The organism is Saccharothrix deserti (assembly GCF_009769385.1).
GTDB classification, from domain to species: Bacteria; Actinomycetota; Actinomycetes; order Mycobacteriales; family Pseudonocardiaceae; genus Actinosynnema; species Actinosynnema deserti.
Genome location: NZ_ML775961.1, coordinates 89,372 through 110,400, shown reverse-complemented (window position 1 = coordinate 110,400; position 21,029 = coordinate 89,372). Strand labels below are relative to the sequence as shown.

Genomic DNA, 21,029 nt, shown 5'->3' with positions numbered 1-21,029 from the left:
CTCACCGCCCTAAGTAAGGACGGTGAGCCCCACGCGCCATACGGCGCGTAGCGCTTACGCGCTGCACCTCGCGGTGCGGGCTTCCTGTTTCGTCGCCGATCGCGGAAGGGAGGGCCCTTGCCGTCTGACATCAGCTCCGCAGGCATCACCCGAGTCGCCTCGGGCTACGGCTCGACCAGCCGCAAGGATGTTCCTGGCCGCGTTGAGGTCCCGATCGTGTCGGGTGCGGCAGTCCGGGCACGTCCAGTGCCGGACGGAGAGCTTCAATTCGGTCAACACGTGTCCGCACGCGGAGCACGTCTTGCTGGACGGGTACCAGCGGTCGATCACCACGAGCGTGCGTCGGGCGTGGGCGGCCTTGTACTCGAGTTGGCGGCGGAATTCGCCCCAACCGGCGTCGGAGATCGCGCGGGCGAGCCGACGGTTGCGAACCATGCTCTTGACCGCCAGGTCCTCGATGGCGATCAGATCCGCCGAGCGGACCAGGTTCGTGGTGGTGCGGTGCAGGAAGTCCTGCCGGGCGTTGCGGACCTTGCGGTGGGCACGGGCGACCTTGGTCTTGGCCTTGCGCCGGTTGTTCGACCCGCGCTGGCAGCGGGCCAGCCGGCGCTGGTGGCGAGCCAGGTTCCGGGCCTTGCGTTCCAGATGGCGTGGGTTGGCGACCCGGTCACCGTCGCTGGTCACGAGGAAGTCCTTCAGACCGAGATCCACGCCGGCCTCGTGCCCTGTGGCGGCAGGCGGTTCCGGGTCGTCGGTGTCCACGGCGAACGTTGCGTACCAGCGGCCGTCCGGCTCCCGGGACACCACGACCATCGTGGGGTCCAGGGTCGCGAGGTTCACTTGGTCGAAGGACCACACGAGCTCCAGCGGCATGCTGGTTCTGGCGAGGATCAGCTTTCCGTCGCGCATCCGGAACGCCGAACGTGTGTAGTGGGCGGACTGACGGCCGCTGCGGGACTTGAAGCGCGGGTAGCGGGTGCGCCCGGCGAAGAAGTTCTGGAACGCCGTGTGCTGATGGCGCAGCGTCTGCTGCAACGGCACCGACGACACCTCGGACAGGAACGCCAAGTCCTCGGTGCGCTTCCACCCCGTCAGCGCGGCGTCGGTCTCTCTGTACGTAGTCCGCTTGCCCTCGGACTGGTAGCGGTGACGGCGTTCGGCGAGGGCTTTGTTCCGCACCAAGCGAACACACCCGAACGTGCGGTTGAACACCGCAGCCTGTTCAGCGTCCGGATAGGCCCGGACCCGGTACGCCGTTCGCACGAAGATCAGTCTACCGGAGGGGGCTCGATGGATAAGGCGGCCGCTTGTCGGCCTACGCGCCATGCACCTGGATCGCACGGGCTCCGCCGGGATGCTCCCGATCGAACCCGGATTCATCCCCAGCCCGAACACCGGAACAGTCTCCGGAGGTCGGGACTGTGCTGATCCATCCGACCCGCCAAGCCCATCCCCTGGTCGAGCCGGCGGACTTCGCCGCGCCTCGGCTTCCCGACGCGGTCTCGGCACACGAACTGCCGCTGCGCACCGTGTTCGAGTGGGCTGGCGAGTACCTGTGCGGTCCGCACCCGGACCTGGGACGGCGCGGTGCGGTGTGCCCGTTCACCGACACGTCCCTGCAACGCGGCCTGTTCTACATGTCCGTGCACTCGGGCGAGCCGCAGGAGCCCGACGAGCTGGCGGCGCTGCTGCTGCACTACCGCGACTGGTTCACCGAACTCGAGCCGACGAAAGGGCCGGGCGCGCAGTTCAAGACCATCCTGATCCTGTTCCCGGACCTCACCGAGTTCGGTGTGGTCGACCGGGTGCAGGAGCTGCTGAAGCCGCAGTACACCCGGGACGGGTTGATGCTGGGCGAGTTCCACCCCGGCCCGCCGCGGAAGGCGGGCCTGTGGAACCCCGGTTTCCGGCCGCTGCACAGCCCGGTGCCGCTGCTCGCGATCCGGCACATGGTGCCGACCGACTTCCCGTTCCTGCGGGACGACGACACCACCGTGGCCGCCTACCTCGAACGGTTCGGCGACCGCGTGCCCACGCACCTGCGGGAGCACGTGCGCGCCGCCGCCGACCGACTCACCAGATCGGGGAGCACACCATGACCGATCTCCCGGCTTCCGACCGGACGACGGCGTCCGCGCGGAAGCGGGAACTGCTGGCGCAGCGGCTGCGCGCCCGTGCCGCCGCGCCCACCGCGTACCCGCTGTCGTTCGGGCAGCAACGGCTGTGGTTCCTGGACAAGTTCTCGCCCGGCAGCGCCGTCTACAACGTGCCCGTCGCGCTCCGGCTGCACGGCCCGCTGGACCCGGTCGCGTTGCAGCGCGCGCTGAACGTGCTGGTGAACCGGCACGCGTCGCTGCGCACCACGTTCCCCGACTCGGGCGGCGAACCGGTGCAGCTCGTCGCGCCCACCGGCACCGTCACCCTGACCGCACACGAACTCCCCGATGGCGACCGGAACGCGCAGGCGCAGCGGTTCGCCGACGAGCGCGGGGGCATCGGGTTCGACCTGCACCGGGGACCGCTGTTCGCGGCGAGCCTGGGCCGGTTCGCCGACGACGACCACGTGCTGGTGCTCAACATGCACCACATCACCGCCGACGCGTGGTCGCTGTCCGTGCTGCTGGGCGAGCTGGGCCAGGCGTACGACGCGGCGCTGGAGGGCCGTGACCCGGACCTGCCCGCGCTGCGGTTGCAGTACCCGGACTTCGCGGTGTGGCAGCGGGGCCGGATGGCCGACGACGTCGCCGCCGGGCACCTGGAGTACTGGGCACGGCACCTCGCGGGCGCGCCGGAGCTGCTGACCCTGCCGACCGACCGGCCACGGCCGCCGGTGGTCACCTACCGGGGTGCGCTGCGGTACGGCCACGTCCCGATCGGCCCGTTGGAGGAGTTGGCCCGAGCGCACGGCGTCACGCTGTTCATGGTGCTGCTGGCCGGTTTCGCGGCCAGGCTCGGCCGGTTGGCCGGTCAGGACGACGTGGTGGTCGGCGCGCCGGTCGCGGGACGTTCGCACGCGGACCTGGAGGGTCTGATCGGGTTCTTCGTCAACACGCTCGCGCTGCGCGCCGACGTGGGCGGCGACCCGACGTTCACCGAACTGCTGGGTCGTATCCGGCAGGTCGCCGCGGACGGCCTCGCGCACGCCGACCTGCCGTTCGAGCGGCTGGTGGAGCACCTGAGCCCGCAGCGCAGCATCGGGCACGCGCCGATCTACCAGGCGCAGCTGATCTTCACCAACACCCCGCCGATGGTGGTCGAGATGGCCGGGCTCGAAGTGGAGTCGCTGGTGCCCGACCCGAAGGTGGCGAAGTTCGACCTCACGCTGGCCGCCGACCAGCAGGGCGACACGCTGGCGCTGGGCGTGGAGTACAACTCCGACCTGTTCGACTCCTCGACCGTCGCCGAGTTCACCGACCGGCTGATCGCGCTGCTCACCGCCGCCGCCGAGCACCCCGAACGGCGGATCAGCGAGTTGGACGGGCTGACCGGTGTGCGGCGGTGGGAGGTGTTGGAGGGCTACAACGCGACCGACCTGGAACTGCCGCCCGCGCGCACCGCGTTGGACCTGATCACCGGGCACGGCACGGCGGTGTCCGGTGTGGATTCCCGGCTGGGCTGCGCGGAGTTGGACGCGCGGGCCGAGCAGGTCGCCGCGCTGCTGCGGGCGCACGGCGTGGGGCTGGGTTCGGCGGTGGCGTTGTGCCTGTCACGCACGCCGGACCTGGTGGCCGCGGTGTTGGGCGTGTGGAAGGCGGGCGCGGCGTACGTGCCGCTGGATCCGGGCTGGCCGGGTGACCGGCTGGCGTTGATGCTGGCCGACTCGGGGGCGGTGGTGCTGGTCAGCGACCGGGAGCTGCCGTTCGGCGGGACGGTGTTGAGGCTTGCCGACGCGGACCGGTTCGAGCCGGTGCCCGTGCCGTGTCCGGCGTCCGGTGAGGACCTGGCGTACGTGATCTACACGTCCGGCTCGACGGGTACGCCCAAGGGTGTGGAGGTGCCGCACCGGGCGGTGGTGAACCTGCTGGTGTCGTTCCAGCGGCTGTTCGACCTCACGGCGGAGGACCGGCTGGCGGCGGTGACCACGCTGTCGTTCGACATCTCGGTGCTGGAGTTGCTGCTGCCGTTGGTCGTCGGCGCGGAAGTGCTGGTCGTGCCCGCGGACATCGCGGCCGACGGTGCGGCGTTGCGGCGACTGCTGGTCGAACGCGAGGTGACCGCGCTGCAGGCCACTCCGGCGACGTGGCGGCTGCTGCACGCGGCCGGTGGTGTGCCCGCCGGGGTGGTGACGCGGATCTGCGGCGGTGAAGCGCTGCCACGCGACCTGGCTGACGACCTGCTGACCGACAACGCGCTGCTGTGGAACGCGTACGGGCCGACCGAGACCACGGTGTGGTCGTCCGCCGGTCTGGTCGAGCCCTCCCCCGCGCCGGTGGTGCTCGGGCCGCCGATCGGCAACACCCGGCTGTACGTGCTCGGTCCGGGGCTGGAGCCGGTGCCGCCGGGTGTGGTCGGCGAGTTGCACATCGGCGGCGCGGGCGTGGCGCGCGGCTACCACGGCCAACCGGCGTTGACCGCGAGCCGGTTCGTGCCCGACCCGTTCTCCCGGGAGCCCGGCCGACTTTATGCGACCGGTGACCTGGTGCGGCACCGGTCGGACGGCACGCTGGAGTTCCTGGGTCGCGCCGATCACCAGGTGAAGGTGCGCGGGTTCCGGATCGAGCTCGGCGAGATCGAGGCCGCGTTGCTGGCGTCCGGCGAGGTGCGTGAGGCGGTCGTGCTGGCGTCCGACGAACGCCTGGTCGCGTACCTGGTGCCGGGTCCGGAGGTGGTGCGGGACGGGTTGTGGGCGCGGTTGCGGGCCGGGTTGGCCGAACGGCTGCCGGACTACATGCTGCCCGCCGCGGCGGTGGTGCTGGACGCGTTCCCGCTGACGCCCAACGGCAAGACGGACCGCAAGGCGCTGCCCGCGCCGGTGTGGGCGGTCGAGGGTGAACGGGTGCCGCCGCGTGACGCGGTGGAGGAGGTGCTGGCGGGCATCTGGGGCGAGGTGTTGGGCGTGCCCGAGGTGGGTGTGCGCGACGACTTCTTCGCTCTGGGCGGTCATTCGCTGCTCGCGGCGAAGGTGCTGGCCAGGGTGCAGGCCGCGTTCTCGGTGACGGTGCCGATCGGCCGGATGTTCGCCGCGCCGACCGTCGCCGGGATCGCCGCCGCGCTGGTCTCCCTGGACGACCCGGAACGGGTGGCCGCGATCGCCGAACTGCGCGTGCAACTGGCCGGCATGTCGGCCGAGGAGGTCGAGTCGATGCTCGGGGAGGCTCGATGAGCGCGCAGAGCAATCCGACACAGAGCAATCCGACACAGGCCGGGTTGCGCCGGTTCGCGGTGGTGTGGGCCGGTCAGCTGGTGTCGGTGATCGGTTCCGCGTTGACCGCGTTCGTGCTCGGCGTGTGGGTGTACCTGGGCACGGGGTCGGTGACGACGTTCGTGCTGATCCAGTTCTGCGCGGTGGTGCCGGGCATCCTGCTCGCGCCGTACGCGGGCGTGGTGGCCGACCGGTACGACCGCAAGCGGATCATGCTGGTCGCGGACTCCGGCGCGGGTGTGGTGACGGCGCTGCTGCTGGTCGCGGTGTCGACGGACGCGTTGGTGGTGTGGCAGGTCTACGTGGCCACCGCGTTGACCGCGACGCTGAACTCGTTCCACATCATCGCCTACACGGCCCTGGTGCCGGCGTTGGTGCCCAAGGAGCACCTGGGTCGGATCAACGGGTTGATGCAGATCACCCAGGGCGTGCAGATCGCCGCGCCGCTGGTGGCGGGTGCGTTGCTGGGTCTGGTGGGGCTGCGGGGCGTGCTGCTGATCGACCTGGTGTCGATGGTGTTCGCGGTCGGGGCGTTGCTGCTGGCACGGTTGCCTGACGACGCCGTGCGGCCCGCGGGGGCTTCGGACGAGACACGTGAAGGCATCGGCGCGGGGTTGGCGTGGTTGCGCGGCGCGCCGGGGTTGTTCGCGTTGTGCGCGGTGTTCGGTGTGTGGAACTTCCTGTTCGCCATCGCGGGCGGGTTGGTGCAGCCGCTGATCCTGTCGTTCTCCGGTCCCGCGACGCTCGGTGTGCTGATGGCGGCGGGCGGCAGCGGGTTGTTCGTCGGCGGCCTGGTGATGGGTGTGTGGGGCGGGCCGAAACGCCGGGTGCACGGCATCTACCTGGGCGTGGTCCTGGGCGGGGTGTTCCTGGTGCTGCACTCGGCGGCGCCGTCGCCGTGGTTGATCGGCATCGCCGCGCCCGCGTTCCTGTTCACCCTGCCGTTGATCAACACGTGTTGCGTGACGTTGTTGCAGACCAAGGTCGACCCGGCGGTGCTCGGTCGGGTGCTGGCCGTGGTGCGGATGCTGAGCACCGCCGCGATGCCCGTCGCGTTCCTGATGATCGGCCCGCTGACCGACGGCGTGGCCGAGCCGCTGATGGCCGACGACGGTCCGCTGGCAGGCAGTGTCGGCGCGCTGATCGGCACCGGCGAGGGGCGTGGCATCGCCCTGATCTTCCTGGTCGTCGGCGTGCTGATGCTGGCGCTGGCGGCCTACGCCTGGTCGCGGCCCCGGCTGCGCGCCGTGGACGACCTGCCCGACGCGGTGGCCGAGGCGCCATCGCCGGAAAGACTCAATTCTGATTAGGAGGGCAGCGATGACAGAACTGTCCGACCACCGCGAACGCCTGCTGGCGAAGCTGCTCGCCGAACGCGGACTGGCCACCGCGCCCCGACAGGCGGTGCCGCGGCGGCCCGAGGGCGCGGTCGTGCCGCTGTCGGGCAACCAGCGCGGCCTGTGGCTGACCGGGCGGCTCGGCCTGGACGCGGGCGCGTACGTCATGTTCGCCGCGCTGCGGGTGGCGGGCGAGGTCGACGAGGACCGGTTGCGTGCCGCCGTGCGGACCGTGATGGGGCGGCACGAGGCGTTGCGCACCCGGATCGTGGACACCGACGGGGTGCCCGAGCAGCAGGTCCTGGGCGATGTGCCGGCCGACGTGACCGTGCACGAGGTGTCCGGCGAGGACGAGCTGAACGCGTTCCTCGTGTCCGAAGTGGACACGCCGTTCGACCTGGCCGTGGCGCCGTTGCTGCGGGTCCGGGTGGTGCGGGTCGGGCCGGCCGACACGGCGCTGGTGTTCAGCGCGCACCACATCGTGTGCGACGACCTGTCGCTGGGTGTGGTGGCGGGCGAGGTCGGCGAGGTCTACGCGGGTGTGAGGCCGCAACCGGTCGGCGCGCAGTTCCCGGACTACGTGCACTGGCAGGCCGACCGGCTCGCCGACGGCGAACGGCAGCGGCAGCTGGACCACTGGCACGACCGGCTGTCCGGGGCGCCGGACGTGCTGGACCTGGCCCTGGACCGGCCGCGGACCCCGAACCGCACCACCGCCGGCGGCAGTCACCGGTTCACCGTGCCCGCCGCGTTGGCCGGGAAGCTGGCCGAGGTGACCCGCGCGCACGGCTGCACCACGTTCGCCGGTCTGCTGGCCGCGTTCGGTGTGCTGCTGGCCCGCCGGTCGGGCGTGGACGACCTGGTGATCGGCTCGCCGACCACGCACCGGCCGTTCCCCGAGTTGGAGCGCTCGGTCGGCATGTTCGTCACCACGACCGCGCTGCGGCTGGACCTGTCCGGCGACCCGACCGTGGCCGACCTGCTCGGCCGGGCCCGGTCGACCGCGATCGACGCGCTGGACCACGCCGAGGTGAGCTTCGACGAGGTCGCCGCACGGGTCGCGCCGCGCCGCGATCTCGCGCACCACCCGTTGTTCCAGGTGATGCTGGTGCTCAACCGGGGCGGTGGGTCCGGCCGGTGGGCCGGGATGGACGCGGCGCAACTGCCGGTGGACAAGGCGACCAGCCGGTTCGACCTGACCCTGCACGTGCGGGAGACCGACGGCGACTGGCCCGCGAACCTCGACTTCAGCACGGACTTGTTCGACCCGGACACCGTGGCGCGGCTGGCCGACCACCTGCTGGCCGTGCTCACCGCCCTGGTGGTCGACCCGACGGCTCGATTGTCCGAAGTGGACACGACGACGGAGGCCGACCGCCTGGCCGCCGCACGGCTGAACGGCGAACCGCAGGACGGCCTGGACGCGGAGCTGTCGATCCGCCGCCCCGGCGTGCTCGCGAGGATCGCCGAGCAGGTCGCCGCGCACCCCGACACGACCGCCGTGCTGGACCTGGCCGACGGGACGGAGCTGACGTTCGCGCAGCTCGACCGGCGGGCGAACCGGGTGGCGCACCTGCTGGCCGGGTGGGGTGTCGGGCGGGAGACGCCGGTGGGCCTGGCGTTGACGGCCGGGCCGGACGCGCTGGTGGCGCTGCTGGCCGTGCTCAAGGCGGGTGGCGCGTACGTGCCGCTCGACCCCGGGCACCCGCCCGCGCGGCTGGCCGGGCTGCTGGCCGACTGCGGTGCGCCCGTGGTGATCACCGCGCCGGCCAACCGGGACCGGTTCGGTGAGTTCCACGGCGCGCTGCTCGACACGACGGACGACGCGTTCACCGGCGAGGCCGACACGCCGCCGCCGGTGATCGTCCCGGCCGACGGGTTGGCGTACATCGTCTACACCTCCGGCTCGACCGGTGTGCCCAAGGGCGTGCAGGTGCAGCACGACACGCTCACCAACCTGACCAGCGCGTTCATCGACCTGCACGGGTTCGGGCCGGGGCAGCGGATCCTGATGATCCCGCCGTTGAGCTTCGACGCGTCGGTGGGTGACGTGTTCCCGGCGTGGTGCGCGGGTGCGGCGGTCGTCGTGCACCCGGAACCGGCGGCGGTCGGCGGCGTGGAGCTGCTCAAGCTGTGCGCCGACCACGCCATCACCGCGGTCGACTCCCCCGCCGCGCTGTTCAAGCGGTGGGTGGCGGACCTGGGCGGCCTCGCCGTCGACCCCGGCCCGCTGTCGGTGATGATGATCGGCGGCGAGGCGGTGCCGACGTCCACGGTCGCGGAGTGGGCCGCGTTGACCGGCGGGAAGGTCGCGCTGGTCAACCACTACGGCCCGACCGAGACCACGGTCTGCGCCACCGCCTACCGCACGGTCGACGCCACCGAGGTCGACCCGCGCGCCGCCACGTTGCCGATCGGCCGTCCGCTGCCCGGTGTGCGGGCGTACGTGCTGGACGCCAACCTGCGCACGGCGCCCGTCGGCGTGCCCGGCCAACTGCACATCGGCGGCGTCGCGCCCGCGCGCGGCTACCGGGGCGACCCGGCGCGCACCGCGTCGGCGTACCTGCCGGACCCGACCGTCACGGGTGGGCGGATGTACGCCACCGGTGACCTGGTGCGGCTGCTGCCCGACGGCACGCTGGAGTTCCTGGGCCGGGTGGACGACCAGGTCAAGCTGCGCGGCCACCGGATCGAGCCGGGCGAGGTGCGGGCGGCGCTGCTGGCGCACCCGGCGATCGCCGAGGCGGCTGTGGCGGTGCGCGGCGACACCCTCGTCGCCTACGTCGTGCCGCGCGCCGAGGCGACCGCGCCCGAGTTGGACGAGCTGCGGGTGTTCTGCGCCGGACGGCTGCCGGACGCGATGCTGCCCGGCGCGGTCGTGGTGCTGGACGAACTGCCGCTCACCCGGCACGGCAAGGTCGACGTCGCGGCGTTGCCCGAGCCGGACCCGACGGCCCGGTCGACGCCGTACGAGCCGCCGCGCACACCGGTGGAGCGGACGTTGGCCGAGATCTGGTCGGAGGTGCTGGACGCGCCGCTGGTCGGCCGCCGGGACAGCTTCTTCGGGTTGGGCGGGCACTCGCTGATCGCCGCCACCGTGCTGGCCAAGGTGCGTGCCCTGCTGGGCGTGACCGTGCCGCTGCGCGCCCTGTTCGCCACCGCCGACCTCGCCGAACTGGCCGAGGTGGTGGAGCAGGCCGCCGCGTCGGACCACACGTTCGCCAAGCGCTACAAGTCCGGTCTGCCGTCCGTACCGGAGATGCGGCTGGACGCGATCCCGCCGGACGACATCATTCCCCGGCACCCGTTGCGGACCGGCCCGGCCGAACGCGTGCTGCTGACCGGCGCGACCGGGTTCCTCGGCGCGCACCTGCTCGGCGAACTGCTGGCCCGCACCAACGCCGAGGTGCACTGCCTGGTCCGGGCGGAGACACCGGCGGTGGCCGGCGCGCGCATCCGCGCCAACCTGCGGCGCGCGCACCTGGACGTGCCGGAGGAGCAGCTGGCCCGGGTGGTGCCGGTGATCGGCGACATGTCCCAGCCCCGGCTCGGGTTGTCGGAGATCGACTTCGCCGCGTTGGCCGAGAGCATGGACGCGATCTACCACAACGGCGCGGTGATGAACTTCGTGCTCACCTACCAGTGGATGATGCCGCCGCACGTGGGCAGCACGATCGACGTGCTGCGGTTGGCGACCCGGTACGCGACCAAGCCGTTGCACCTGATGTCGACGCTCGGCGTGTTCCTCGGCGTGAACTACGACAAGCAGCGGATCACCGAGGCCGACCGGCCGGAGGACCCGACCGGCCTGGACACCGGCTACCACACCACCAAGTGGGTGGCCGACATGATGGGCGTGCTCGCGCGGGACCGGGGCGTGCCGGTGTCCATCCACCGGATCGCCGCGATCGTGGGCGACGTGCGCACCGGCACCGCGAAGACCGAGTCGTACCTGAGCAGGCAGATCGCGACCTGTGCGCACGCCGGGGCGGTGCCGCGCACACCGGACGTGATCGACATGCTGCCGGTGGACCGGCTGGCCGGTGCGATCGCGGGCATCTCGGTGCGGCCGGAGCTGCGCGGTGCGAACTCCCTCGGCAGGGACTTCCACTACTACCGGGCCGACGGGTTCAGCTACGCCGACCTGGGCGACGTGCTCACCGCCAAGGGCTACCCGACCCGCCTGTCGGAGTACTCGGACTGGCGGTCGTTGATGCTGGAGAGCCCGGACAGCGCGTTCGGTCCGCTGGCGTTCGGCCTGACCACCACGCATCGGGCGCACCCGGTGTTCGACTGCTCGGCCACGTGGGCCGCCGCTTCGGAGTGCGGGGTTTCGTTCCCGCCCGCCGACGCGGAGATGATCGCCCGCCACGTGGACTTCCTCGCCGCCGCGGGCGTGCTGCCGGAAAGGGTCTGACCATGCCACTGCACCTGGGACCGGACGACGGGCCGCCGTCGATGCACGACCTGCTCGCCACCGCCGGCTACCGGGCCGTCGCGGCGGGCCTGCGGCTGGGGGTGTTCGACGCGCTGGCCGACGGTCCGCTTTCGGTCGGTGATCTGGCCGCGGCGTTGGGCGCCGACCCGCGCGGGACCGGGCTGTTGGCCGAGGCACTGGTGTCGTTCGGCTACCTGACCGGTGGGCCGGGCGGTTATGCCAACACCGAGGAGACCACGAAGTGGTTGGCCGGTGACGGGTACTCCACTGTGGACAAGTTCTGGTCGGTGGTGCTGTTCGAGTCGTGGGAGGGCTTGGAGGAGTCGGTGCGCACCGGCAAGCCCGCGATCGACTTCTACGCGTGGCTGGCCGAACGGCCGGACGTGCTGCGCCGGTTCCAGGGCATGCTGTCCGGGCACGCCGACGCGATCGCGCCGGAGGTGGCGTCGGTCGTGCCCGTCGGTGCCCGGCTCCTCGACGTCGGCGGCGGACACGCCAAGCACGCGATCCGCCTGTGCACGGCGCACCCGTCGCTGCACGCCACCGTCGTCGACCTGCCCGACGCGCTGGCCGTCGGCGCGGCGGCCGTGACGGACGCGGGCCTGTGCCGGCGGATCAGCCTGCTCCCCGGCGACTACGACACGCTCGACCTGGGCGAGGACTACGACACGGTGCTGCTGTTCAACGTCGTCCACGGCCGCCCGGCCGCGGCCAACGAGGTGCTGCTGAAGCGCGTGGCGTCGGCTCTCCGACCAGGGGGTGCGGTGGTCCTCCTGGAACACGACGAGCATCCCGCCGACCGGGCGTCCGACGCCTTCGCCCGGGTCTTCAGCCTCAACCTGTTCCACGGCCAAGGCGGGCAGGTGTACGGGGCGGCTGAGATCGGCGGGTGGCTGGCGTCGGCGGGTTTCGGCGAGCCGGTCACGCACCCGCTGACCACGTCACCGGGCCAGTCGCTGGTGGTGGCGCGTAAAGCGTAGGTCCCTCAGCTGTCGCGCAGGCGGTCGCGGAAGGCGTCGATGTCGGACTTCACGTCCGGCCCGGCGGCCAGGATCCGCTCGACGAGAGCCAGCTCTGTCGGGTGCGCCCGCCAGTACGACGCCGGCACCCTGAGCACGGACACCAGCACGTCGCCGGCGTAGAAGTCGCCTTCGAGCATCGGTTCCCGTTCCAGCAGTGCCAGCGTGCGCGGGATCAGCACCGGCAGGCCCACCTGCTGGCCGACCAGCAACCGGAGGTCTTCGGGGGTCAGCGCCCGCAGTGGCTTCCGGCGAAGCGCGTGGACGGTCGCGATCAACCTCGTCGCGTCCTTCGGCGCGGGCCCCCACCGGTCGTTCTCGACCTGCTCAAGGGAAAGTTCGTCGTCGACCTGCTTCGGCGGCCTGCGCGGGGTCACCTTGATCACGATAGCCGTGGTCAAGGTGACCCCGGAGACGACCACCTGCAACCCGGCGGCGGTCGACGCGATCAGACACGCACCCGTCGCAGGTGTAGATGCCGGGTCCGCTGATGATCTTGCGCACGTCGGCGGCGGCCTTGCCGCAGAACGAACAGCCGGGCGGGTAGGTCATCGGCACTCCGGAGTTGTCCGGCATTCCCTGACACGGTAGCGCGTGATCACCAAATGCCATCGAACCGGTGTCGGATCTCCCGATTCGCCCGGTTCTGGGGGAGGATGCGCTCCTCCGATCCCCGGTTCGACGAAGAAACGCAGGTGATCGCGGTGGACTCCGCGCTGACGAGCGTCGGCCTCCCGGTCGCGCTGGCCGTGGTCATGTTCGGGCTCGGGCTGTCGTTGACGGTCGCCGACTTCGCCCGGATCGCCCGCGAGCCGCGTGCGGTGGCGGTCGCGTTGGCCACCCAACTGGTCCTGTTGCCGCTGGTGTGCTTCGGGCTTGTGGTGGCGTTGGACCTGGACCCGGTGCTGGCGGTCGGCATGATGCTGCTCGCCGCGTCACCCGGTGGCACCACGGCGAACCTGTTCAGCCACCTGTTCCGCGGTGACGTCGCGCTGAACATCACCCTGACCGCGGTGAACTCGGTGCTCGCCGTGGCCACGCTGCCGCTGGTGGTCAACTTCGCGCTGAACCACTTCGAGCCGGCGGCCGAGGGCGCGGTGGGGCTGGAGTTCGGCAAGGTCGCGCAGGTGTTCGCGATCGTGCTGGTGCCGGTGGTGCTGGGCATGCTGGTGCGCCGCTGGTCGGCCGATTTCGCCGACCGCGCGGACAAGCCGGTGCGGATCTTCTCGGCGGTGGTGCTGGTGGCCGTGATCGCGGGCGCGATCATCGCCGAACGGGAGAACATCGGCGGCTACCTCGCCGACATCGGCCTGGTGACGGTGCTGTTCTGCGCGTGCAGCCTGACCGCCGGCTACCTGCTGCCCCGGCTGGCGAAGGTCGGGAAGCGGCAGGCGGTGGCGTCGGCGTTCGAGGTCGGCATCCACAACAGCACGCTGGCGATCACGGTCGCGGTGACCGTGCTGGGCAGCGAGCAGTTGGCCGTGCCCGCCGCCGTGTACGGGGTGGTGATGTTCCCGCTCGCCGCCGCGGCCGGGTACCTGCTGACCCGGGCGAACGTCGAACGCGACACCGTGGCGGGCTGAACGCGCCACGCGCGTTCCCCTGAAAGGCCCATCGCCTGGACCGATTTTTCGGGGTAATCACTAGTCCGCTCGGATGAGACCGCGCGGCAGCCCGGCACTCCCCCGTCGATGCGGCGCGTTTCGGCAACCTGCATGTAACCCTTCCGTGCTCACACGAAAGTGTCACGAAGGGAACAAAACGGACCATGCGATTACTCCGCCGCCGACAACTTCCGCCCCGTTCGAGACGCGTGACCGCCGTGGCCGCCGCTGCCCTCGTGGTCGCGGCCTCCACGGCGGCGCTCCCGCCGACCGCCACCGCCGCCGTGCCGACCGGATTCACCGACACCCTCGCCATCGGCGGCCTCACCAGCCCCACCGCCGTCTCGTTCGCGCCGGACGGACGCGTGTTCATCGCCGAGAAGAGCGGCCTGATCAAGGTCTTCGACTCGCTCGCCGACACCACCGCCACCGTGTTCGCCGACCTCCGCCCGCGGACGCAGGACTTCTGGGACCGCGGACTGCTCGGCCTGGCCGTGGACCCGCGGTTCCCGGCCCGCCCGTTCGTCTACGCCGTATACACCCACGACGCCGTGCCCGGCGGCGCCGCGCCGCGTTGGGGCGACACCTGCCCGACCCCGCCCGGCCCGACCGACCAGGGCTGTGTGGTCACCGGCCGGGTCTCCAAGCTGACCATGGGACCGGGCGGCACGGCCACCGCCGAGCAGCCGTTGATCACCGACTGGTGCCAGCAGTACCCGAGCCACTCCATCGGCACCGTCGCGTTCGGCCCGGACGGCGCGCTGTACGTCGGCGGCGGTGACGGCGCGAGCTTCGGGTTCACCGACTACGGCCAGGTCGGCAACCCGTGCGCGGACCCGCCCTCCCCCGCCGGCACGAACCTCACCCCGCCCACCGCACGCGGCGGCGCGCTGCGGTCCCAGTCGATCCGCCGACCGGCGGGCGAGCCGGTCTCCCTCGACGGCACGATCGTGCGCGTCGACCCGGACACCGGCGCGGGCCTGCCGGGCAACCCGTTCGCGGGCAGCGCCGACGCCAACGCCCGGCGGGTCGTCGCCTACGGCATGCGCAACCAGTTCCGGTTCGCGTTCCGGCCGGGCACCGAGGAGTTGTGGGCCGGTGACGTCGGCTGGGGCACCTGGGAAGAGGTCAACCGGATCGTCGACGTCAACGACGCGACCGCGGAGAACTTCGGCTGGCCCTGCTTCGAGGGCGCGGCCCGGCAGGGCGGCTACGACGACGCGGGCCTGAACCTGTGCGAATCGCTGTACTCCGGCGGCGGCGGCCAGACCCCGCCGTACTACGCGTACAACCACTCGGCGAAGGTCGTGGCGACCGACCCGTGCCCGACCGGCGGGTCGTCCATCTCCGGTATCGCGTTCGAGTCGGACAGCAACTACCCGGCCGCCTACGACGGCGCGCTGTTCTTCGCCGACAGCTCACGGGGCTGCATCTGGGCGATGCAGACCACCGCGGGCCAACCCGACCCGGCCAAGCTGGTGCCGTTCGTGACCGGCGTGAACGTCCCGGTGCAGGTGACCACCGGCCCCGGCGGCGACCTGTTCTACATCGCTTTGGGCGCGGGCCAGCTGCGCCGGGTGAGCTACCCCGACGGCGCCAACCGCGTGCCGACCGCCGTCGCCACGGCCACCCCGTCGTCCGGCCCCGTGCCGTTGACGGTCCAGTTCAGCGGCACGGGCTCGACCGACCCGGACGTGGGCGACACGCTGACCTACGCGTGGGACCTCGACGGCGACGGCGCGTACGACGACTCGACCTCCCCCACCCCGGCCCGCACCTACACCGAGGAGGCGCTGGTCGCGGCCGGCCTGCTGGTGACCGACCAGTCGGGCGCGTCCGGCGCCACCGCGGTCACCGTCACGGTCGGCACACCGGTCCTGCGGGACCCGGTGCCGGTGATCGACGACCCGACCGCCGCGCTGCGCTGGGCCGTGGGTGACCGGGTGCCGTTCGCCGGGCACGCCACCGACCCGCAGGACGGCGCGATGCCCGCGTCCGCGTTGAGCTGGCGGCTGAGCATCCAGCACTGCGCGACCGGCGGCTCGTGCCACGAACACGTGGTGCAGGACTTCCCGGGCGCGGCGTCGGGCTCGTTCGTCGCGCCCGACCACGAGTACCCGTCGTACCTGGAGCTGACGTTGACCGCCACGGACTCGTCCGGGCGCGCCGCGAGCAGGAAGGTGCGGCTCGACCCGCGCACGGTGGACCTGGGCTTCACGTCCAGCCCGAGCGGGTTGCGGCTCAGCGTCGGCGGCACGGCGTCGACCACGCCGTTCAGCCGCACGGTGATCGTCGGGTCGACCAACTCGATCAGCGCTCCCAGCGCGCAGACCGGTCCGCTCGGCCTGCGGTACTGGTACCGGAGTTGGTCGGACGGCGGCGCGCAGACGCACAACGTCGTCGCGCCGGCGAGCCCGACGACGTACCGGGCGACCTACTCGTGGTGCGCGTACTGCTGATCCACCCGACCCGATCCACCCGACGCGATCCACGCCTGCCGGCCGCGGGCGGTGTCCTGCGGCCGGTCAGCCGGCGCACACCGGGCACCGGTGCGGTCCGACAGGTCTGCCCCGGCCTCCCCACCCCGCGGCGGTGGCGGCCCGCCACAGCCGTGCCCACTCGGGGCTCGCCTCCGGGTAGGTGCGACCGCAGTGGTCGCAGATCAGAACGAGGGTCGACGTGTCGCGGTCACCGGGAATGGCGGTCACTATCGGCTTTCTCGGCAGAGGGCTTCGGACGGGCGCCGGCCGCGTCCCCACCGCCGACACCTGGTCGTGCACCTCCGGGATTCTGGTGCCGGCACACCCCGTGATGATCCATTTCGACCCTCGCGAACCTTGCGATCACCTTGCGATCACGGACCCGGTGCCGGGCGGGGCGACGGCCGGTTGCGAGGATCTCCGGTGTCATGGACTTCTCTGTTCTGCTGGTCGAGGACGACGAACACATCAGGCAGGCACTCGGCCTGGCCCTCGGCGACGAGGGTTTCGGGGTCACCGACGCCGTGTCCGGTGAGGACGCGCTCGAGCTGCTGTCCGCCGACGAGTTCGACGTGGTGCTGCTGGACCTGATGCTGCCCGGCGTCGACGGCCTGGAGGTCTGCCGCACCCTGAGAGCGCGCGGCGACCTGCCCATCATCATCGTGACCGCGCGCACCGACGCCGCCGACGTCATCGCCGGGCTGGAGGCGGGCGCGGACGACTACGTGACCAAACCGTTGGTGGCCAGCGTGTTGGCCGCACGCATCCGGGCGCTGCTGAGACGAACCGGCACCGGCCGCAACGACGAGGTCCTGCGCTGCGGCGACCTCGACATCCGCCCGGACGTCGGCACCGTGCACCGCGACGGCGTCCAGGTCCACCTGACCAGCACCGAGTTCCGGCTCCTGCTCGAACTCGCCGCCGCGGCGGGCAGGATCGTCACCCGCGAACAACTCCTGCAACGCGTCTGGGGCTACGACTACTTCGGCGACACCCGCCTGCTCGACGTCCACATCCGCCGCCTGCGCCGCAAGGTCGAGCGCAACCCCGACGACCCGACGCTGATCGTCACCGTCCGCGGCTCCGGCTACCGATTGGACCGGTGATGGCGCGGCTGTCCCTGCGCTGGCGGGTGGCCGTGGCGCTGGGGGTGGGTTCGCTGCTGGTGACGAGCGCGTTGGCGCTGGTGGTGTGGAACCCGACGACCGGGTACATGCAGCGGCAGCGCGAGCAGAGCGCGGTGCGGCAGGCCGAGGTCAACGCGCGTTTGGTGGACGAGTCGCTGCACACCGGCTCCCACGGGCTGCGCGAACTGCTGACCGGGCTCACCACGGGCCCCGACTCGACCATCGTGCTGCTGCGGCCGGGAGAGGTGCTGACCAGCGGCCGTCGGGTCGACGTGGACGCGCTGCCGCCCGCGGTGCTGGACGTGGGCGGCGCGCCGTCCCAGCAGCGGCTGGTGGTGGACGGTGTGCCGGTGCTGGCGGTGACGTTGCCGATCGCCTCGGCCCAGGACGCGTACGTGGAGCTGGCGCCGTTGGTGCAGTTGGAGCGGACGTTCGGGTTCCTCGGCGCGGCACTGGTGACGGGTGTGCTGTGCAGCGGGTTGCTGGGCGTGGTGCTCGGGTCGTGGGCGGGCCGGCGGGCGTTGCGGCCGTTGAGCGAGCTGACCACGGCGGCGTCCCGGATCGCGGGCGGTGACCTGCGGGCGAGGCTGCCGAGCAGACCGATCCCGATCTGGCGCACCTGGCGACGACGTTCAACGCGATCGCGGCGGCGCTGCAACGGCGCGTGCTGAAGGACGCGCGGTTCGCCGGTGACGTGAGCCACGAGCTGCGGTCGCCGTTGACGACGATGGTCAACGCCGCCGAGGTGCTCAACCGCAGGCGGGCGGAGGTGCCGGGCACGGCGGGCAAGGCGTTGGAGCTGCTGACGTCGGAGGTGGACCGGTTCGCGCGGATGGTGGTGGACCTGCTGGAGATCTCCCGCGACCAGCAGGTGGACGACGCGCCGCCGGAGCCGATCGACCTGGTCGCGTTGGTGCGCAACGTGGTCTCGGCCAGGCCCGGTCCGTCGGTGCCGGTGGAGGCGGCGGCGTCACCGCAGGTGCTGGGCGACCGGCGTCGGCTGGACCGGGTGGTGAGCAACCTGCTGGACAACGCCGAACGCCACGCGGGCGGCGCGGCGCGGGTGGCGGTGCTCGCCCGGACGGGGTCGGCAGGGGAAGGGTTGGCGCGGCTGGAGGTGGACGACGCCGGACCGGGCGTGCCGGCGGACCTGCGCGACCGGATCTTCGACCGGTTCGACCGGGGCGCGCGGGCGGGCAGTCGTGGCGCGGACACCGGCAGCGGTCTGGGTCTGGCGTTGGTGGCGCAGCACGTGCAGCGGCACCGCGGCGCGGCGTGGGTGGAGGAACGGCCGGGCGGTGGGGCGCGGTTCGTGGTGGAGATCCCGGAGGCGGCGCCGTGACGCCCGGCCGCTCGTCGGGTCAGGCGACGGTCGCGGGGAACCTGTCCCACACGCGGTGGGTGCCGAGGAGTTCCAGGACCTGCTCGAACACGTCCGCCGGGGTGTCGCCGACGACGACGCCGAGGTCGTCGGCCGCGCACCCGGCCTCCAGCAGCGCGGTCGGGCCCCGTCCCCAGGCGCCGATCACCTTGGCGTGCCGGTAGCACTCCTCGACCATCAGCACCACGCGCGGGTCGACGGCGGTGCCGGGGGCTCCGGCCTTGGCGTCACGGCTCGGCAGCGCGTCCGGGCCGGGTGGTGGTGCGGCGGCCAGCAGCAGGGCGTCGAACTCGACCGAGCGGGCGGTGAGGAACGTCCGCTGCGCCGTCAGCCCGTCCTCCAACTGCCCACCCCGTGCGGCGATGAGCAACGGCGTGATTCCGGCCGCGTTGATCGTCTTGCGCAGCTCGTGCAGCCCGTCCAGGGTGTCCGGGTCGTCGGCGTCCACGACGATGCCGACGATCCGGCCGTCCGCCGGCCACACCTGCCCGATCTGCGACAGCGCCGGGCTCGGCGCGACCTCCTCGGCCGGTTCGCCGGCTTCCGGCGCGGGCAGGCCGAGCCCGGCGGCGACCTGCGCGCACAGCCCGGCGTCGACGTTGGCCAGCACCCTCAGTTCGCGTTCCTTGATCGCCTGCTCGTAGCACTTGCCCAGCTCGAACGTGAACGCCCGCACCAGGTGTTCCCGCTCCACCGGGCTCAGGCTGCGGTAGAACATGCGGGGCTGGCTGTAGTGGTCGGCGAACGACGCGGGCGATTCGCGCCGCTTGACCGACTCGGCCACCTGTTGCGGCACCTCCACGTACGCGCCGACGTCGGCGCCGGCCATGAACGGGCAGCCGCCGTCCAGCGTGTTCGGCTTGTACGGCGCCACACCGCTCTGCACGGCGTGCTGGTGGAACCCGTCGCGCAGCATGTCGTTGACCGGCGCGTGCGGCCGGTTGATCGGGATCTGGGAGAAGTTCGGGCCGCCCAGCCGGGTGATCTGGGTGTCGAGGTACGAGAACAGGCGCGCGTGCAGCAGCGGGTCGTCGGTGACGTCGATGCCCGGCGGCAGGTGCCCGACGTGGAACGCCACCTGCTCGGTCTCGGCGAAGTAGTTGGTGGGATTGCGGTTGAGCGTGAGCATCCCGATCGGCTGCACCGGGGCCAGCTCCTCGGGCACGATCTTGGTCGGGTCGAGCAGGTCGATGCCCTCGAAGGTCTGCTCCGGGGTGTCCGGGAAGACCTGGATGCCCAGCTCCCACTGCGGGAACGCGCCGGACTCGATCGCGTCGGCCAGGTCGCGGCGGTGGAAGTCCGGGTCGATGCCGTTGATGAGCTGGGCCTCCTCCCACAGCAGGGAGTGCACGCCCAGCTTCGGCTTCCAGTGGAACTTGGCCGGCGTCGTCGCGCCCTCGGCGTCGACCAGGCGGAACGTGTGGACGCCGAACCCCTCCATCATCCGGTAGGAGCGCGGCACGCCCCGGTCGGACAGGTGCCACATGACGTGGTGGGTGGCCTCGGTGTGCAGGGACACGAAGTCCCAGAACGTGTCGTGCGCGCTCTGCGCCTGCGGGATCTCCCGGTCCGGGTGCGGTTTGGCGGCGTGGATGATGTCCGGGAACTTGATGCCGTCCTGGATGAAGAACACCGGGATGTTGTTGCCCACCAGGTCGAACGTGCCCTCGGCGGTGTAGAACTTCGTGGCGAAGCCGCGGGTGTCGCGCACGGTGTCGGCGGACCCGCGTGAGCCCACGACGGTGGAGAACCGGGTGAACACCGGGGTGGTCACGCCTTCCGCGAGGAAACCGGCCTTGCACACGTTCGCGGCCGTGCCGTAGCCGACGAACACGCCGTGTGCCGCCGCGCCCCGTGCGTGCACCACCCGTTCCGGGATGCGTTCGTGGTCGAAGTGCGTGATCTTCTCGCGCAGGTGGTGGTCCTGGAGCAGCGTCGGGCCGCGTTCGCCCGCCTTGAGCGAGTGGTCGGTGTCGTACAGGCGCGCGCCTTGCGCCGTGGTGAGGTATTCGGCCTGCTGCGCACGGGTGTCGGCGGCCGCACCGGTTTCCGCGCCGGTGGCGGTCCGCGTCGCCGGGGACGCCTGGTCGGGCTTGCACGGCAACGGGCCCTGCGGCTCGTTCGGCGGGTCCACCGTCGGCGGTGCGCTGCCCGGCGTGCCGGGAACGGGCGGCGTGACCAGGTCGGCGACCTTCTCGACAGCCTTCTCCAGGGCGTCCTTGACGACTTTCGCGGGCTTGATCGGGTCCACGTGCTCCTCCTCGTCGGCAGTCCTCACGCC

General features: G+C 72.0%; 14 protein-coding genes. 10 read left to right on the top strand and 4 right to left on the bottom strand.

The window, feature by feature from the left end:
• Positions 1-54 precede the first annotated feature (54 nt).
• Complete coding sequence (locus tag FM051_RS05340) at positions 55-1,263, bottom strand: RNA-guided endonuclease InsQ/TnpB family protein (RefSeq protein ID WP_158841265.1); 1,209 nt, start codon at positions 1,261-1,263, stop codon at positions 55-57.
• A gap of 158 nt (positions 1,264-1,421) precedes the next feature.
• On the opposite strand from FM051_RS05340, the gene FM051_RS05335 reads away from it, so the two are divergent.
• The 5 genes from FM051_RS05335 to FM051_RS05315 are packed head-to-tail and all read left to right on the top strand — an operon-like array spanning position 1,422 to position 12,117.
• A complete protein-coding gene (locus FM051_RS05335) occupies positions 1,422-2,099 on the top strand; it encodes a DUF6875 domain-containing protein (RefSeq protein WP_158841263.1) in 678 nt (225 codons plus the stop codon).
• Entirely contained in the window at positions 2,096-5,323 is a 3,228-nt protein-coding gene (locus FM051_RS05330) for a non-ribosomal peptide synthetase (protein ID WP_158841261.1), read from the top strand. The genes FM051_RS05335 and FM051_RS05330 overlap by 4 nt, the downstream gene beginning before the upstream one ends.
• On the top strand, positions 5,320-6,672 hold the full coding sequence (locus tag FM051_RS05325) for an MFS transporter (protein WP_158841259.1): 1,353 nt from the start codon (positions 5,320-5,322) through the stop codon (positions 6,670-6,672). The genes FM051_RS05330 and FM051_RS05325 overlap by 4 nt, the downstream gene beginning before the upstream one ends.
• A gap of 10 nt (positions 6,673-6,682) precedes the next feature.
• Entirely contained in the window at positions 6,683-11,116 is a 4,434-nt protein-coding gene (locus FM051_RS05320; protein ID WP_158841257.1) for a non-ribosomal peptide synthetase family protein, read from the top strand.
• A gap of 2 nt (positions 11,117-11,118) precedes the next feature.
• The gene (locus FM051_RS05315; RefSeq protein WP_158841255.1) at positions 11,119-12,117 is read left to right on the top strand and encodes a class I SAM-dependent methyltransferase; all 999 of its coding nucleotides are present in this window, start codon (positions 11,119-11,121) and stop codon (positions 12,115-12,117) included.
• A gap of 5 nt (positions 12,118-12,122) precedes the next feature.
• On the opposite strand, the gene FM051_RS05310 is transcribed toward FM051_RS05315, so the two are convergent.
• Both FM051_RS05310 and FM051_RS05305 read right to left on the bottom strand, forming a co-directional pair.
• The gene (locus FM051_RS05310; protein ID WP_158841253.1) at positions 12,123-12,533 is read right to left on the bottom strand and encodes a contact-dependent growth inhibition system immunity protein; all 411 of its coding nucleotides are present in this window, start codon (positions 12,531-12,533) and stop codon (positions 12,123-12,125) included.
• Entirely contained in the window at positions 12,484-12,708 is a 225-nt protein-coding gene (locus tag FM051_RS05305) for a ClpX C4-type zinc finger protein (RefSeq protein WP_158841836.1), read from the bottom strand. Before FM051_RS05305 ends, FM051_RS05310 begins: the two co-directional genes overlap by 50 nt.
• A gap of 104 nt (positions 12,709-12,812) precedes the next feature.
• Between FM051_RS05305 and FM051_RS05300 the strand changes: the two genes are divergently transcribed.
• The 5 genes from FM051_RS05300 (at position 12,813) to FM051_RS53640 (ending at position 18,709) form a co-directional block, all read left to right on the top strand.
• Positions 12,813-13,739 (top strand): bile acid:sodium symporter family protein, encoded by a 927-nt coding sequence (locus FM051_RS05300; RefSeq protein ID WP_238412149.1) that lies wholly within the window; start codon positions 12,813-12,815, stop codon positions 13,737-13,739.
• Positions 13,740-13,969: 230 nt separating this feature from the next.
• Positions 13,970-16,219 carry a PQQ-dependent sugar dehydrogenase gene (locus FM051_RS05295; protein ID WP_238412146.1) on the top strand — a complete coding sequence of 750 codons (2,250 nt, stop codon included), beginning with the start codon at positions 13,970-13,972 and terminating at the stop codon, positions 16,217-16,219.
• Between the two features lie 449 nt (positions 16,220-16,668).
• Positions 16,669-17,346, top strand: coding sequence for a response regulator transcription factor (locus FM051_RS05290; protein WP_158841249.1), 678 nt, complete (start codon positions 16,669-16,671; stop codon positions 17,344-17,346).
• The gene (locus FM051_RS53645) at positions 17,346-18,038 is read left to right on the top strand and encodes a HAMP domain-containing protein (RefSeq protein WP_338019454.1); all 693 of its coding nucleotides are present in this window, start codon (positions 17,346-17,348) and stop codon (positions 18,036-18,038) included. The genes FM051_RS05290 and FM051_RS53645 overlap by 1 nt, the downstream gene beginning before the upstream one ends.
• Positions 18,032-18,709 (top strand): sensor histidine kinase, encoded by a 678-nt coding sequence (locus tag FM051_RS53640; RefSeq protein WP_338019453.1) that lies wholly within the window; start codon positions 18,032-18,034, stop codon positions 18,707-18,709. Before FM051_RS53645 ends, FM051_RS53640 begins: the two co-directional genes overlap by 7 nt.
• 19 nt (positions 18,710-18,728) lie before the next feature.
• On the opposite strand, the gene FM051_RS05280 is transcribed toward FM051_RS53640, so the two are convergent.
• On the bottom strand, positions 18,729-21,026 hold the full coding sequence (locus FM051_RS05280; protein ID WP_274383480.1) for a catalase: 2,298 nt from the start codon (positions 21,024-21,026) through the stop codon (positions 18,729-18,731).
• Between the last annotated feature and the right edge of the window lie 3 nt (positions 21,027-21,029).

Bases quoted from the DNA above. Each gene is read 5' to 3' on its own strand.
- FM051_RS05330 (WP_158841261.1), top strand. From the start codon at position 2,096: ATGACCGATCTCCCGGCTTCCGACCGGACGACGGCGTCCGCGCGGAAG.
- FM051_RS05325 (WP_158841259.1), top strand. From the start codon at position 5,320: ATGAGCGCGCAGAGCAATCCGACACAGAGCAATCCGACACAGGCCGGG.
- FM051_RS05320 (WP_158841257.1), top strand. From the start codon at position 6,683: ATGACAGAACTGTCCGACCACCGCGAACGCCTGCTGGCGAAGCTGCTC.
- FM051_RS05315 (WP_158841255.1), top strand. From the start codon at position 11,119: ATGCCACTGCACCTGGGACCGGACGACGGGCCGCCGTCGATGCACGAC.
- FM051_RS05305 (WP_158841836.1), bottom strand. From the start codon at position 12,708: ATGACCTACCCGCCCGGCTGTTCGTTCTGCGGCAAGGCCGCCGCCGAC.
- FM051_RS05300 (WP_238412149.1), top strand. From the start codon at position 12,813: ATGCGCTCCTCCGATCCCCGGTTCGACGAAGAAACGCAGGTGATCGCG.
- FM051_RS05290 (WP_158841249.1), top strand. From the start codon at position 16,669: ATGGACTTCTCTGTTCTGCTGGTCGAGGACGACGAACACATCAGGCAG.
- FM051_RS53645 (WP_338019454.1), top strand. From the start codon at position 17,346: ATGGCGCGGCTGTCCCTGCGCTGGCGGGTGGCCGTGGCGCTGGGGGTG.